13 protein-coding genes and 1 pseudogene are annotated in these 13,907 nt (G+C 62.1%); 10 read left to right on the top strand and 4 right to left on the bottom strand.

Annotated elements, in window-relative coordinates; all coding sequences use genetic code 11:
* Positions 1 to 103: 103 nt before the first annotated feature.
* Entirely contained in the window at positions 104 to 1,015 is a 912-nt protein-coding gene (locus tag B9N97_RS31535) for a LysR family transcriptional regulator (RefSeq protein ID WP_085091736.1), read from the bottom strand.
* Positions 1,016 to 1,047: 32 nt separating this feature from the next.
* On the opposite strand from B9N97_RS31535, the gene B9N97_RS31540 reads away from it, so the two are divergent.
* Together B9N97_RS31540 and B9N97_RS31545 are read left to right on the top strand one after the other, a co-directional pair.
* Positions 1,048 to 2,064: a TauD/TfdA dioxygenase family protein gene (locus B9N97_RS31540; RefSeq protein WP_143266944.1), complete on the top strand. Its 1,017-nt coding sequence runs from the start codon at positions 1,048 to 1,050 to the stop codon at positions 2,062 to 2,064.
* 159 nt (positions 2,065 to 2,223) lie between these two features.
* Entirely contained in the window at positions 2,224 to 3,237 is a 1,014-nt protein-coding gene (locus tag B9N97_RS31545; RefSeq protein ID WP_167393451.1) for an amidohydrolase family protein, read from the top strand.
* 75 nt (positions 3,238 to 3,312) lie between these two features.
* Here B9N97_RS31545 and dctP read toward each other — a convergent pair whose 3' ends face one another.
* Positions 3,313 to 4,329: a TRAP transporter substrate-binding protein gene (dctP, locus tag B9N97_RS31550; RefSeq protein ID WP_085091739.1), complete on the bottom strand. Its 1,017-nt coding sequence runs from the start codon at positions 4,327 to 4,329 to the stop codon at positions 3,313 to 3,315.
* 666 nt (positions 4,330 to 4,995) lie between these two features.
* Between dctP and B9N97_RS31555 the strand changes: the two genes are divergently transcribed.
* The 6 genes and pseudogenes from B9N97_RS31555 to B9N97_RS37110 all read left to right on the top strand — a co-directional run.
* The gene (locus B9N97_RS31555) at positions 4,996 to 6,159 is read left to right on the top strand and encodes an ABC transporter substrate-binding protein (protein ID WP_085091740.1); all 1,164 of its coding nucleotides are present in this window, start codon (positions 4,996 to 4,998) and stop codon (positions 6,157 to 6,159) included.
* A 119-nt stretch (positions 6,160 to 6,278) separates the two neighbouring features.
* Positions 6,279 to 8,105 (top strand): flavin-containing monooxygenase, encoded by a 1,827-nt coding sequence (locus B9N97_RS31560; protein ID WP_085091741.1) that lies wholly within the window; start codon positions 6,279 to 6,281, stop codon positions 8,103 to 8,105.
* Between the two features lie 119 nt (positions 8,106 to 8,224).
* Positions 8,225 to 9,073 carry a 3-methyl-2-oxobutanoate hydroxymethyltransferase gene (gene panB, locus B9N97_RS31565; protein ID WP_085091742.1) on the top strand — a complete coding sequence of 283 codons (849 nt, stop codon included), beginning with the start codon at positions 8,225 to 8,227 and terminating at the stop codon, positions 9,071 to 9,073.
* Complete coding sequence (gene panD / locus B9N97_RS31570) at positions 9,070 to 9,543, top strand: aspartate 1-decarboxylase (protein WP_085091743.1); 474 nt, start codon at positions 9,070 to 9,072, stop codon at positions 9,541 to 9,543. The genes panB and panD overlap by 4 nt, the downstream gene beginning before the upstream one ends.
* Positions 9,544 to 9,647: 104 nt before the next feature.
* A complete protein-coding gene (locus B9N97_RS31575; protein ID WP_085091744.1) occupies positions 9,648 to 9,983 on the top strand; it encodes a transposase in 336 nt (111 codons plus the stop codon).
* A 54-nt stretch (positions 9,984 to 10,037) separates the two neighbouring features.
* A pseudogene (locus B9N97_RS37110) lies at positions 10,038 to 10,220 on the top strand (IS5/IS1182 family transposase); the annotation flags it as partial.
* A gap of 59 nt (positions 10,221 to 10,279) precedes the next feature.
* Here B9N97_RS37110 and B9N97_RS31580 read toward each other — a convergent pair.
* Positions 10,280 to 11,500, bottom strand: coding sequence for an IS256 family transposase (locus tag B9N97_RS31580; protein ID WP_085091745.1), 1,221 nt, complete (start codon positions 11,498 to 11,500; stop codon positions 10,280 to 10,282).
* Positions 11,501 to 11,580: 80 nt separating this feature from the next.
* Between B9N97_RS31580 and B9N97_RS31585 the strand changes: the two genes are divergently transcribed.
* Both B9N97_RS31585 and B9N97_RS31590 read left to right on the top strand, forming a co-directional pair.
* Positions 11,581 to 11,946 carry a hypothetical protein gene (locus B9N97_RS31585; RefSeq protein WP_085091746.1) on the top strand — a complete coding sequence of 122 codons (366 nt, stop codon included), beginning with the start codon at positions 11,581 to 11,583 and terminating at the stop codon, positions 11,944 to 11,946.
* 215 nt (positions 11,947 to 12,161) lie between these two features.
* Positions 12,162 to 12,950, top strand: a complete 789-nt coding sequence (locus B9N97_RS31590) for an NAD(P)H-binding protein (RefSeq protein ID WP_085091747.1) — start codon at positions 12,162 to 12,164, stop codon at positions 12,948 to 12,950.
* Positions 12,951 to 12,973: 23 nt separating this feature from the next.
* On the opposite strand, the gene B9N97_RS31595 is transcribed toward B9N97_RS31590, so the two are convergent.
* Positions 12,974 to 13,867, bottom strand: coding sequence for a LysR family transcriptional regulator (locus B9N97_RS31595; protein WP_085091748.1), 894 nt, complete (start codon positions 13,865 to 13,867; stop codon positions 12,974 to 12,976).
* Positions 13,868 to 13,907 lie beyond the last annotated feature (40 nt).

Genomic DNA, 13,907 nt, shown 5'->3' on the forward strand with positions numbered 1-13,907 from the left:
CCAATTTTCAGCAATATCAGCCATTCAAGGAACGGATAGCGAAAGCCTCCGACGTCTCCACCTTTGCGCGGCGTGTTGACCGGCAACGGGAAGGCCGGCGCCGTCACCGACGGGAAAGCCTCCGCAGAATCGCCGTGACGCGCCCGGCGACGTCGCGGGACGCTCGGCTCAAAGGTTGTTGTCCAGTCATCAGGACCGCATGGCGATTGAAACAGGGATTCCGGAGCACGCTGCTGGCCAAAAGACCTTCGCGCTCCTCGACCGCGAAGGTATGCGGCGCCTTGAGTATGTAGCAGCCGCAATTCAGCACCAGTTCCCTTTGGGCAAGGATGGAGTCCACCTCGGCGATGATCGAGAGTTTGAGCTTCATCCGTTTCGCAACGGCTTCGACGACCATCCTGAGGCCGTTCGGAATCGCCGGCAGGACCAGGGGAATTCCGGCGAGCTGCGGGAAATCGATCTCCGGTGGCAGGGTCCATCCGGCGGCGCGGCCGGCCAGAACCAGCCGCGAACTCAGCATCAGCGCACCGCCTTTCGGCGGATGCTCATGCGGCTTGTCGTCGGTGCCGTACTTGCTGGCGATGCCCAGATCCAGGGTGCCATCCGACAGCCATCGCTCGATCTGTTCGCTGAAGCCTTCATAAACGCGCAGACGGATTCCCGGCCGGTCGCGCAACAGTTGATTGAGCAGATCGGGAAGGACCGAGGGGATCAGCGAAGGCGGCAGACCGATCGAGACATTCCCGTTCGGAAGGCGGCCGAAAGCCCTCAGATCCTCCGAAATCTGCTCGAAGTCGCGCAGTAGGGCTTGTGCCTTGCCCAGCGCCTCCTGACCGAGTTCCGACAGCGTCGCCCCGCGTCCGGTCCGGTAGAAAAGCGGACCGCCCCACTCCTCTTCCAGTTCCGAGATGATCCGGCTCACCGTCGGCTGCGCCAACCCGAGCGCGCCGGCGGCCTTCGTGAAGCTCCCCAATTCGGCCGCGTGCGTGAAGATGCGCAGATGTTCGAGGTTCATGGTCAATCCATCTGGCAATCGGATAACTGATATTGGCAACGTGCTGTGGACGGATTGTCGGCGGCCGTTATCATCCGGTCATTCCTTGGATAAGAAACCCAGAGGCACGGATCGCCCAGGGTAATAAGGAACATGGGGAATTGGAAATGCAAACCGGGTTTAACATCGACACCGACCAGCCGGTTCGGCGGATGCCAGGACTGCAGGTCAACGACATCTCGGATGTCCTCGGCGCCGAGATCATCGGACTTGACGTCACGAATGACGCGGTGGAGGCCGAGTGGGATCGGATCCAGGCCCTCCTCCGCAACCGTCATGTCCTGGTGTTCCGCAACCAGGAACTGACGGAAGCCGGTCTGGAAAAATTCGCCCGGCGCTTCGGCGATCTGGAACGGTCGGTGACGCAGCGGGCGGACGGGACCATCGCACCGCCTGTCCACATGATCACCAATCTCGACGCCGAGGGAAAGCCGTCGCGTACCCCCTACGTCAATTCCAACTATTTCTGGCACAGCGATCGGGCGTTCTTTCCCACCGGTTCGGCGATGGTTCTTCTGTACGGGGTGGAAATGCCGCCCGGCGGCGGGGGCGACACGCAGTTCGCCAACATGATCCTGGCCTATGAGGGGCTGTCCGACGCGGACAAGGCGCTGGTCGCCAACCTGCGCGTCCTGCACAGCTTCGAACATATGCGCGAGACGCTGATGAAGCGGCCGCTGTCCGAGTTGGAACGGAGCGTGGCGCCGCCGCCCTCGCTGCATCCGCTGGTGCGCACGGATCCGGTGACCGGCCGCAAATCGCTGTTGCTGGGCATGTATGCCTGCGAAATCGACGGGATGCCGCGCGACGAGGGACGCGCCCTGCTGAAGCGTCTCGAAGAGCACGCGACCCGGCCGGATTTCGTCTACACGCACAGATGGCAGGAGCGGGATTTCATCATCTGGGACAACCTGTGCCTGATGCACAGGGCGCTGCCCAATTTCGAGATGGATAAACACCGGCGCATCATGATGCGTTGTGGCGTCACCAGCACGGCGATCATTCGGTGAGCTGTACCGCGCGCCGCGAACAGCCGGGCATTCACCTTGATGGTCCGGCTTGACTCCCCGCAAAACGCTGCCCTAAATGGTCTGATAATAAAGCAGCCGTCCACTGGCCCAAGGCGCCGGCCTGAAGTCATCGCGACGGCTCATCCAGAGGAGGAGACCGTGAGTTCACGGACAGGCAGCGTCGCTATTCCTGCGGCTTATGCCCCCGAACCGATCATTCTGCCCGATCTACCCGTCGTCGATGCACATTTCCATCTCTGGAACCTGATGGGCTTCGACTATTTCGCGCCGGATTTTCTTCAGGACGTCGAAGCCGGTCACAAGGTCGAGGCCAGCGTCTATGTCGAATGCGACATGGGCTACTCCGACCATCCCGACCCCGATTTCCGGCCGGTCGGCGAGGTGTTCCATGTGTTGCGGCAGATCGAGTTGGCACGGGACGCCGAGCACCGGCTGGCCGCCGGGATCATCGGCAGCGCCAATCTCATGCTCGCAGAGAAGGTGGCACCGGTTCTCGAAGCGCAGATCGAGGCCGGCAAAGGACGCGTCCGCGGTATCCGCACGAGGATCGCGTGGGACCCGGATCCGGTTGCCGGCTATGGCGGCCGTACCGATTTTCCGCAGGAAAACATCGTCCGGACGCAAGCCTTCCTGGATGGGGCAAAGCGCGTAGAGAGGCTCGGACTGATCCTGGAGACGTTCGGCTTCCATACACAGCTCGCCGACCTGCGGCGCGTGGCGGTCCAATGTCCCGACCTGACGATCGTTCTGAACCATCTCGGCGGGCCGCTCGGCGTCGGGCGCTATGCCGAACGGCAGGACGACGTCTTCAGGGACTGGTCCGCCGGACTCCGCGCGATCGCCGAACTCCCGAACGTCTTCATTAAGCTCAGCGGCGTCGGCGTCACGCGGCTGGGTCTGGGCTTCGGCGGCAAAGGCCAGGCCGCCTCATCCGACGCAATCGCGTCCGCCGCGGCCTCTCGCATACGGACGTGCCTCGACACGTTCGGCGCCGGACGCTGCATCTTCGGAAGCAACTATCCGGTGGATAAGGTCGTCTCATCCTATCCCGTTCTCTTGAACGGCTATAAGAAGATGCTCGGTGATCTCAGCCGCGACGAATGCGAGGCCATCTTCTCCGGCAATGCGCGGCGGGTTTACCGCCTGTCCTAAGTTTACGGCCTGTCGTAAACCATTCGAAGCCGGTTCCTTTCACAAAGGAACCGGCTTTCCGTTGCACCCATCCGCTTACCGGCCCAGCGCCTTCAAATACTGCTCGTAAGCCTCGCGCGCCGGAAGCCCGCGAGCGGCGAGCCTGTTGATGTAGTCGTCCGTGGCGACTTTCAGCCGTTCACCGATGGCGGCCTTGGCTTCCGGGGAAAAGTCGTAGACCTTGATTCCGCCGGCCTTGAACTCGGTCTTGAGTTCCTCGGTCCATCGATCGACCCACTCGGCAAGCTCCATTTCAACCTTGAGCCCGCAATCCCTCATCGCCTGTTGATTCTTGGGCGACAGCTTCTTCCAAACCCCGAGGTCGATCGACCAGATGCCCGAGGACGACCCGAAGCTGCCGTTGCCGCTCATCGACTTGACGACTTCGTTGAGTTTGTAGGGCTTGACGCTCGCCAGAGGCAGCAACGAGCCGTCGACCGTGCCCTGCTGCACACCCAGGTATACATCGCCCGTCGACATTTCGACCGCCCTGGCGCCCAGCGCGTTGACGGTGACGATAAGCGAACCGCCGCCGGCACTGAGCTTCTTGCGGTTGATCTTCTCGAGCGTGTCGAAAGGCTCCGACCTCGAAAGCAGCTGATACACTGGGAAGACGTTGATCAACAACGGATAAAGGCGGCTTCTGGTGAATTCCTGCGAAAGCAGCCCACCACTGTCTAGGGCCTTCCGGTTCGCCTTCGTCATCTCGACGACCGTGTCTCCCATTTGCGGAAGCATGGGAATACCGTTGAGCGGCAGTTTATCGGTCTGCGCACTGACGATAATATAGGCGATGTCGGCAAGCCCGTCATTCACGGCTTTGAGTGACTCGAAGAAACCGGCGATCTGGCCCGAAGGGAAGTATTTGAAATCGATCTCACCGTTGGACGCCCCTTTCACGCAGGCCATCCAGGGGTCCGCTGCCTGGGACGAGCCCCAGTGACTGGGCGGAAGATTGGTCGATACCGTAAGCGTTTCCGCTTTCGCCACAACAGCCGATAGAGCCATCGAGCAAGCCAGTATGCTGCCGGCTAGAATTCCAAACCTTTTCATGGATGCTTCCTTCCCCTGGAGCCGATGCCAAGCCGGCCTCCGATTGTTGATGCGGGTCAGGCAGTGGGGGCTCCCCGGATCATTGATCCGGCCATCCTCACTCTCCGCACGCCTTTCTAGTCATGATCCACCGAAATAGAACAGCGCCACCGCCCCCTTGTCAACAATTTGGTTCGACCATTACTTCCTCGGGAACCCCCCCCTCGCCCCCATCAAGCATCCTTGTGGTCGCTAAAAAGTCAGCCTTGTATCCAGGCGACAGTTCCTCGCGTGCAATTTCGGGATTTTTGGATTTGGGCCATTGGTAGATTGCTCGATACACGAATAATGTGGCTTTGGAAACGCAATGGTGAGGCTTGATGCCAAGCCAACCTCCCGCGTCACGCTTCGCCTTTAAATCACCAAGGTAGAGGAGGTCATCGAGGTCTCGCAGGAAACCTTCGGTGGCTGTGTCGTCACGACCGGGTCGTGAAACCGCCTAAATGGTCTGACGTTTTCTATTGACTGCACACCGCGTTTTCCAATAAGGTCTGACTATCAGCCTTGCCCACAATAAGACTCTCCGCCCTACGGCGCGGGAGCGGAGCAGCTTAAGGAATTCCCGATCGCGTGGCCGCCAGATCGCCGCGCTGCCGCCTGCGCATCCAGCTTTTGGGGGGAGCTGTCATGACCATCAAGAAAGCTGCATCGACCGTTGCCATCGGACTTGGGCTGTTCGGAGCCCTGCTGACGAACGCGGGGGCCGAGACGCTGAAGATCGGCGTGATCGCACCGCTGACCGGCGCCGGGGCGCCGCATGGCAATGCGATGGCGCAGGCGGCGAAGATTGCGGCGTCGGAAGCCAACGCCACAGGTGGCCTGGATGTCGGCGGCAGGAAATATCAGGTCGACGTCATCGCCTATGACGACCAATACAAAGCGGCCGAGGCGGTCGCCGCCTACAACCGCCTCGTCAAACAGGACGGCGTCAAATACATGATCCTGCTGAGTTCGGCCAGCACCCTGGCCGTCAAGGACAGCATCGAGAACGACAGGATCGTCGCGATGACGGCGGCCTTCACGTCGAAGCTAATCGATTCCGAGACGAAATACATTACTTGCCTCAACAGCATACCGCGCAACTACGTTCCGGGCCTGATCGCTTGGCTGAAGGGCAATCTCAAGGAGCGGTGCGTCGTCACCGTCAACCCTAACGACGAGACCGTCTGGGAGCAGGCGCGGGTGGACGACAAATTCCTGAAGGAAAACGGCTTCACGATCCTCGGCAACGAACTGTTCGAGCGCACCCAGAAAGAATTTCAGCCGATGCTCCCCAAAGTAATCGGCCTGAATGTCGAAGTCATCAATCTCGGGGCCACCCAACCCTCGACGGCGGGGCTCATCGTCCGACAGGCGCGTGAACTCGGCTACAAGGGAATTTTCGTCAAGACCGGTTCCCCCGGACCGAAGGACATCATGGAGGCCGCCGGCAGCAAGGAAGCGGTCGAGGGCCTGATCTCCATGGCGTTCGCCGATCCTTCGACGCCGGGTTTCCAACGCGTTGCGGCGGAATACAAAAAGGCGATTCACCAGGAGCCCAATCAGGTGCTCGCCCCCTACTACGACGCCGCGAACGCCCTTCTGCTTGCCATCCGCAAGGGCGGCGACGTGAACGATACGAGCAAGACCGCCAACGCCTTTGCCCAGGTCCTGCCGATGACATCGATTCAAGGCGACGATCTGAACGCCGGACCCGACCGGCAGCTGCTGTCGCCCATCTATGTTGAAGTCATCAAAGACGGCAACCCGGTCGTCGTCGGCAAAGTGCCGCTCGTCGGCGGCGCTCAATAGCCAGCGACAGGTATTGCTTCCTGTTCCGCCGTTTCTTGGGCCGAAGAATTGCCCTTTGGGCCGGAGCATTGTCGCCGACGCCGGCGTCACGATGAAAATCAATAAGGACATTCCGAAGCATGGCGAAGAATTCTATCACGCAAATGTCCCAAACCGGCATGGACATCGATCTGGAGGCGCTGCGTGCCAGATATCGTGATGAACGTGACCGCCGTATCCGCAAGGAAGGGATCGGCCAATATGTCGAGGCCTCGGGCGATTTCGGGAAGTACCTGGAGGATCCCGACGCCGACGCCGTTCCACCGCGCGACCCCCTGAACGACCGGGTCGAGGTCCTGATCGTCGGCGCCGGCTGGAGCGGCATGCTGGCCGCCGCGCGGATGCGCCAAGCCGGCATTGACGATATCCGGATCCTGGACAACGGCGCCGATTTTGGCGGCACCTGGTACTGGAACCGCTATCCAGGAGTCCAGTGCGACATCGAATCCTACCTCTATCTGCCCCTTCTGGAAGAAACCGGCTATGTGCCGAAGGAGAAATACTCCTACGGCAAGGAAATCCGCGAGCATGCCCGCCGCGTCGGCGCGCATTTCGGACTCTACGAGCGGGCGGTGTTCCGCACGCAGCTCGAAGAACTGCGCTGGAACGAAGGTGACGGTTACTGGGACGTTTCGACCAACCGTGGCGACCGGTTCCAGGCGAAATTCGTCCTGATGTCCTGCGGAAGTCTCAACCGCCCGAAACTGCCGGGCATTCCGGGAATTCTCGATTTCAAGGGCAAGTCCTTCCACACCAGCCGGTGGGATTACGACTACACCGGGGGCGACACGACCGGCAATCTGGACAAGCTGGCGGATAAGACGGTTGCCGTCATCGGCACTGGCGCCACTGGCGTGCAATGCACCCCCTACATCGCCGATTTTGCCCGGCATCTCTATATTGTTCAGCGGACACCGGTGGTGGTCGAGCCTCGCGGCAACCGTCCGACCGATCCAGAATGGGCCAAATCCTTGGGACCAGGATGGCAGGAGCGGCGGCGAGCGAACTTCTATGCTCTCGTGTCGGGCATCCCCCAGGACGTTGATTTGGTGCAGGACGGATGGACCCGAATCATGAAGATCGTCGGCGGCACGCTCTTCAAGGTCCAGCAATCCAGCGAGAAGACCCCAGAACAGCTCAAGCTCGATATGGAGATCGCCGACGCGCAGAAGATGAACGAAGTACGTGCCCGTATTGACACGGTCGTCCAGTCGAGGGAGGTGGCTGAAGCCCTGAAGCCCTGGTTCCGTTTTTTTTGCAAGCGGCCCACCTTCAACGACCGGTATCTCGCCCTCTTCAATCGGCCCAATGTGACACTTTTGGACACGAAGGGTCAGGGAGTCGAGCGCATCACCGAAAAAGGCCTCGTCGTCAGTGGTAAGGAATACGATGTCGACTGCATCGTCTTTGCGACTGGCTTCGAGGTGGGAACCGAATACACCCGGCGGGCGGCCGTCGAACTCTACGGTCGCGGCGGAGTGTCGCTTACTAGCCACTGGGCCGACGACTACCGCACGCTTCACGGAGTCACGTCAAACGGCTTTCCAAACCTGTTCTTCATGGGACCTACACAAGGACCGGGCGATGTCAATTTTCTCTACCCGGCGGAAGTACAGGCAAAATATATCGCTAACATTCTCAAAGCGGCCAAGCAGCGGCAAGCTGACATCGTCGAGCCGACCTACAAGGCGGTGCAGAGCTATGTTGATCATTTTCGCGAAGTCGCCCTTCAGAACCTCGATTTCCAACGGGAATGCACACCGAGTTACTACAACAATGAGGGCGCCCCGAGCGCCTACAAGGGCTTCCTGACTCAACGTTATGGTGGTGGTCTCGCCAAATACCGCGAGCTCGTCGAAACTTGGCAGACTGAGGGTATGGACGGAATGCAGTTTGTCCGCCGCTGAGCAGCTCGACAAAAAATCACTGCACGCTCGCGATTGGGTTCTAAGGACATGTCCCTGAGGCCAAAGCACGGCGCGTGGAACTGGAATCATCCCGAAAGCGATGCATCCAAGGAGCAAAGATGAGTGCAACGGCATTAGCCAAGCGCACCACCACCACAACCCTTTCCACGCGAAAAGGTGGTGATCCCATTGTGTGCCTGACCGCCTATTCGGCGCCCATAGCCAAGCTGCTGGACCCCCATGTAGATGTGCTCCTGGTTGGCGATAGCCTGGGCATGGTGCTCTATGGCTTCGACAGCACGCTACCAGTGACGCTCGACATGATGATCGCACATGGTGCGGCCGTGGTCCGTGGCTCCACACATGCCTGCGTGATCGTCGATCTGCCCTTCGCCAGCTACCAGGAATCGCCGCAGCAAGCCTTCCGCAACGCTGCCCGCGTCCTGGCGGAGACCGGGTGCGCGGCGGTGAAATTGGAGGGCGGGGTAGAGATGGCCGAAACTGTCGCCTATTTGGTGGCGCGCGGCGTGCCGGTCATGGGGCATGTTGGGTTGACCCCGCAATCGGTCAATACGCTCGGCGGCTTCCGTGCTCGTGGCCGCAACGCGGAGGAGAGCGAGAGCATTCTTGCCGACGCCAAGGCAATCACCGCTGCGGGCGCCTTCGCACTTGTCGTAGAAGGAGTGATGGAGCCGCTGGCCGAAGCCATTACCGCGGCGGTGACGGTCCCGACCATCAGCATTGGTGCCTCCGTCGCCTGTGACGGCCAAGTACTAGTCACCGACGATCTCCTGGGCCTGTTTGCAGACTTCACACCGAAGTTCGTTCGCCGCTATGCCGAGCTTGGCCCGATGGTGACACATGCGGCGGCGACCTATGCCGAGGATGTTCGGCACCGCCGGTTTCCGGGCCCAGAGCACGTGTTTAGGGTCAAGCGTAAGACACCGCCTTCGGAGATGGCCCCATGATCAAAACCGTTCGCGCTAAACTGCACGGCATCCACGTCACCGACGCCAATTTGAACTATCACGGCTCTATCACGCTTGATCCCGACCATTGCGACGCGGTCGGCATCTACCCTCTGGAGTTCGTGGACATCTGGAACCGAAATTCCGGCGCCCGCATCAGCACCTACGTCATTTTGGGCGAACGCGGTTCCCGGTGCTGCGTGCTAAACGGGGCGGCGGCGCGCACTTGCCAGCCAGGAGATGCTATCATCATCGCGGCGTCCTGGTACTGCCAGCCTACAGACCTGACGACACTCAAACCGCGTGTCGCCACATTCCATCCCGACAACCGTATCGCGGACCGGCTCACATACGATGTGATCGCCCACGACGATGGCCGTCACAGCTTTCACATCCGCGTTGATGAGCCAGACAAAAGCCAACCACCATTGCCGGTAGCCCGACGCGGCCGACTGAAATCGGGTGTTTGAGGACGCCACAAAAGGCGGGGACCTTGTTGCACCGAGGCCTTCGGTTGCGGCCTTCGGGGTATCAGGGTAGAAGGCCAGCCCTTTGCCCTTGTGCCGGTTCGGTCATGCCGTTCAAAGCCAATGCGTCCCGCCGCCATGACATTCCGAAGCAGCGCCATCGGGTTCGCAGTTGGGCGGAGTATGACACGGGGCTTCGGGCGCGCGGCAGCCTGACGGTCTGGTTCACGCCGGAGGCCGTCACGCACTGGCGGGCGGAGACGCGGACCACGCCCGGCGGGCAGCGCCTCTACTCGGACCTGGCGATCACAACAGCCTTGAGCTTGCGCGCCGTGTTCCGGCTGCCGTTGCGCCAAACCGAAGGCTTGGTTGGCTCCATCGTCAGACTGGTTGGCGTGGAGCTTGCCGTCCCCGACCATTCCACCCTCAGCCGTCGCGCCTAGATCCTGTGCCTCCCTTCGGAGCCGGTATCATCGGGCGGCGCTGTGGAACTGCTGGTGGACAGCACGGGCGTGAAGCTGTGCGGTCTCGGCGAATGGTTGGTCGAAAAGCACGGGACCCAGCGCCGACGCGCGTGGAAGAAGCTGCGTGTCGGACTGGATGCCGTGACCGGGTGGATCCTCGCGGCGACCTTGACCGACCACGGCATTGATGACGGCTCGGAGGCCGGTGCTCTGCTGGAACAGGTTGAGGAGCCGGGAGTGTCAGGAATTCCGTGCTTGGCGGGGCATGTTGAGTATCAGGCGTTCATCGCCTTTGCGAAGCGCTCTCCGAAGATGACGGCCATCTGCGCCTTCGCGGCCGTCCACTCCCGCGGCGGCATCTTCCAGTCTTTCTCGGCGCGGTTCAAGACGAGAAACAGGAGCTTCAGCGCGGCCTCGTCATTGGGGAAATGCCCCCTGGCACGCACCGCCCGGCGCAGCTTCGAGTTGAGCGCTTCAATGGAATTCGTTGTGTAAAGGATGCGTCGGACCTCGCGGGGGAAGGCAAAGAAGGGGATGACCTCCTGCCACGCCCGCCGCCACGCCTTGCCGATGGCCGCATACTTTTCGCCCCAGGGGCCGTCCTCGAAGGCGCTCAGGGCCACCTCGGCGGCCTTGTCGTCGACGGCGTCGTAGACCGTCTTCAGTGCGGCGGCGATGGCCTTGCGGTCCTTCCAGGACGCAAACTCCATACTGTGACGTAACAGATGAACGACGCAGGTCTGGACAATCGTCTCCGGATAGGCGGCGGCGATCGCCTCGGGAAAGCCCTTCAGCCCGTCGACCACCGCCAGCAGGATGTCCTCCACGCCGCGGTTCTTCAGTTCATTCAGCACGCGCAGCCAGAACTTGGCGCCTTCGTTCTGCTCGATCCACAACCCCAGCACCTCCTTGGCGCCGTCGGCGCGTACGCCAATGGCAACATGGATGGCCTTGTTGCGCACCAAGCCTTCGTCGCGGATCTTGACTCGGATGGCATCAAGGAACACCAGGGGATAGATCGCCTCCAGGGGCCGGTTCTGCCAGGTCGTCACCTCCTCGATCACCGCGTCCGTCACCGTGGAGATCAGGTCGGCCGACACCTCGATGCCGTAGAGCTCCCGCAGGTGCCCTGTGATCTCCCGCGTCGACATGCCCCGCGCGTACATCGACACGATCTTCTCGTCGAAGCCGGGGAAGCGGCGCTGGTACTTGCCGATCAGCGCCGGATCAAACGTTCCCGTCCGGTCGCGGGGGATCGACAGGCCCATCGAGCCACCCTCGGTCAGCACCGTCTTGTGGCCGTAGCCGTTGCGGCGGTTGCCGCTCTCGTCGCCGGCCAGGTGATGATCCAGTTCCGCCTTCAGGGCTCGCTCCGTCAGCGCCTTTTTCAGCTGGTCGAGCAAGCCGTTCTGATCGAAGGCCGTCTTGGCGTCAGCTCCAGCCAGCAGCTGGTCGAGGATCGCGTCCGGGATAACAGGCTCTTTGCGTCGGGCCATGGCGGGTCTCCTTCCGTTCTAGGATAACCCCGCCAAGCACGGAATTCCTGACACTCCCTGAGGAGCCCCTTGCCGCATTCGTGGCCAACGGGGGTTACGACCAGACCGGCGTGGTCACAGCCGTGGCGGAGCACACGCCGGTGGCCGCCGTGGTCGTGCCGCCCCGCTCCAGGGCGGTGCAGAGCGCAAACGCCGCGACAGACCCAACGCTGCGCGACCGACACCTCCAGTACATCGCTGAGCACGGACGTTTGGCGTGGCAGAAAGCCTTCCGGTACACCGTCCGCACATTGGTCGAGGCGTCCTTCAGTTGCTGGAAGCGCCTCATCGGGGACGGCCTGCGGTTCCAAACCGAGGATTGGCGGAGCGCCGTAGTCGCCATCACGGTCCGGATCCTGAACCGCATGCTCGACCTCGGACACCCAGACTCCATCCGCGTCGCGTGATCCCAACGCCAGGAAAGGGCTTCCTGCGAGCGAGATTACCTCGCTGCCACAAAGTCGCAATGAAGGCCAACCAGGCGCTGGTCGACTTGCTGAAGCGCATCGCGGCCGCCAAGCGCGCAACGCCGGCACAGATCGCGCTCCCTTGGCTCCTCGCCCAGAAGCCGTAGATCATTCCGATTCCGGGCACGTTAAAGCTGCACTGGCTCGAGGAGAACATGGCCGCAGCCGACATCGAGCTCACCGCCGCCGGTCGCCGCGAGATCACCGACGCGGCTTCCAGGAGGATCCCCGTGCAGATACCCGCGGCACTGGCCACGAGCTCTACGGCTGAACGACAGGGGACCGAACGACAGGGACCGTCGGACCAGTGGCGGCGCCCGGAGCGCCACAACCACCGGAGTTTCCGCAGGACCAAGGTACTGATCCTCAGCGCCAACAGGCAGATCGCGCGCGTCGTCACGCGCCTCTTCCTCGCGCAAACCGACGCGCACCTCATGCATTACCTGCGCAACGCCCGCCGTCTGAAAGAGACGGGTCCCGCCGACCGGATCACCGTCATCGAAGGCGACGTTCTGGATACCGCGACACTTGAGGCGGCCATGGCGGGGCAGGATGTCGTCTACCCCAACTTGTCGGGGGAGCTGGAGGAACGGACCCGGAGCATCGTGACGGCCATGAACGCCGCCGGCGTCAAGCACCTGATCTTCATCAGCTCGATGGGGATCTACGAAGAGGTGCCGGGTGAGCGCTACGGCAGCGTACTGGATCCCTACCGCAACGCCGCCCGCGTCATCAAGTCCTCCCGGCTCGACTACACGATGCTGCGGCCGGCTTGGCTGAACGACCGGGACGACATCGCCTACGAGACCACACAGAAGGGCGAGCCGTTCCGGAACGCCGCCGCGACCGTGTCGCGCACGAGCGTGGCCGACCTCGTGTTCAAACTGGCAACGACGCCGGGTTCGGAAAGCTGCCGCGGCCTGGGAATTCACAAGGCGCCGTGACACGGCCGGCGCCGCGGAATCTGTTACCCGCGGTACCGCAGCGCCTCCAACAGCACCACGAACGCGGCCGACGGCTGGCGCCGGCTCGGGTAGTATAGGTGGTAACCGGGGAACGGCGGGCACCAATCCTCCAGAACGCTCACCAGGCGCCCATCGGCGAGGTGCGCCCTGACGTGGTCCTCCATGACGAAGCCGAGCCCGAACCCGGCGGTGGCCGCGCAGACGACCATATTCACGTTGTTGAAGGCGAGCTGGCCCTCCACGCGCACGCGCACCTCGCGTCCGTCCTTCTCCAGTTCCCAGGCGTAGAGGGTGCCGGAGCTCAGCATGCGCAGATTGATGCACTGGTGCTCGGCCAAGTCTGACGGCGTGCACGGAACCGGGCGCGTCCTGAAGTAGGCGGGCGCGCCGACCACCGCCATGCGCAGATCCGGGCCGATCCGCGTGGCGATCATGTCCTTGGCGAGCGCCTCGCCCAGGCGGACGCCGGCGTCGAAGCGCTCCGTCACGATGTCGGAGAGCGCGGAGTCGATGCTCAGCTCGACGTGGATGTCGGGATAGTCGGGAAGCAGCCGCTCCAGCGCGGGCCACAGGACGGTGTTGGCCGCGTGCTCGCCCGCCGTGATGCGGATCGTCCCAGCCGGCTTCTCGCGCAGTTCGGTCAGAGACGTGAGTTGGGCACTGATGCTGTCAAGAGCCGGCCGCAAGGTGGCGAGTAGCCGCTCTCCCGCCTCGGTCGGCGCGACGCTCCGTGTGGTCCGTGTCAGCAGGCGCACGCCGATACGCGTTTCCAATCGCCGGATCGTGTGGCTCAGGGTGGATTGCGAGGTGCCCAGTTTCGCGGCAGCGCGGGTGAAGCTCTGCTCCTCGGCCACTATCAGGAAGGCGTTGAGGTCGACCAGCTCTTCGCGCTGCATTGATGAACTCCCGACATAGCTTCATGCAGATTATAGCACC

Origin of the sequence: Azospirillum oryzae (assembly GCF_900177515.1) — a bacterium.
Lineage (GTDB): Bacteria > Pseudomonadota > Alphaproteobacteria > Azospirillales > Azospirillaceae > Azospirillum > Azospirillum oryzae_A.

Excerpts from the sequence above, each read along its gene's own strand:
- panB (WP_085091742.1), top strand. The coding sequence starts at position 8,225 with ATGAGTGCAACGGCATTAGCCAAGCGCACCACCACCACAACCCTTTCC.
- B9N97_RS31595 (WP_085091748.1), bottom strand. The coding sequence starts at position 13,867 with ATGCAGCGCGAAGAGCTGGTCGACCTCAACGCCTTCCTGATAGTGGCC.
- dctP (WP_085091739.1), bottom strand. The coding sequence starts at position 4,329 with ATGAAAAGGTTTGGAATTCTAGCCGGCAGCATACTGGCTTGCTCGATG.
- B9N97_RS31560 (WP_085091741.1), top strand. The coding sequence starts at position 6,279 with ATGGCGAAGAATTCTATCACGCAAATGTCCCAAACCGGCATGGACATC.
- B9N97_RS31580 (WP_085091745.1), bottom strand. The coding sequence starts at position 11,500 with ATGGCCCGACGCAAAGAGCCTGTTATCCCGGACGCGATCCTCGACCAG.
- B9N97_RS31535 (WP_085091736.1), bottom strand. The coding sequence starts at position 1,015 with ATGAACCTCGAACATCTGCGCATCTTCACGCACGCGGCCGAATTGGGG.
- B9N97_RS31590 (WP_085091747.1), top strand. The coding sequence starts at position 12,162 with ATGGCCGCAGCCGACATCGAGCTCACCGCCGCCGGTCGCCGCGAGATC.
- B9N97_RS31555 (WP_085091740.1), top strand. The coding sequence starts at position 4,996 with ATGACCATCAAGAAAGCTGCATCGACCGTTGCCATCGGACTTGGGCTG.
- panD (WP_085091743.1), top strand. The coding sequence starts at position 9,070 with ATGATCAAAACCGTTCGCGCTAAACTGCACGGCATCCACGTCACCGAC.
- B9N97_RS31575 (WP_085091744.1), top strand. The coding sequence starts at position 9,648 with ATGCCGTTCAAAGCCAATGCGTCCCGCCGCCATGACATTCCGAAGCAG.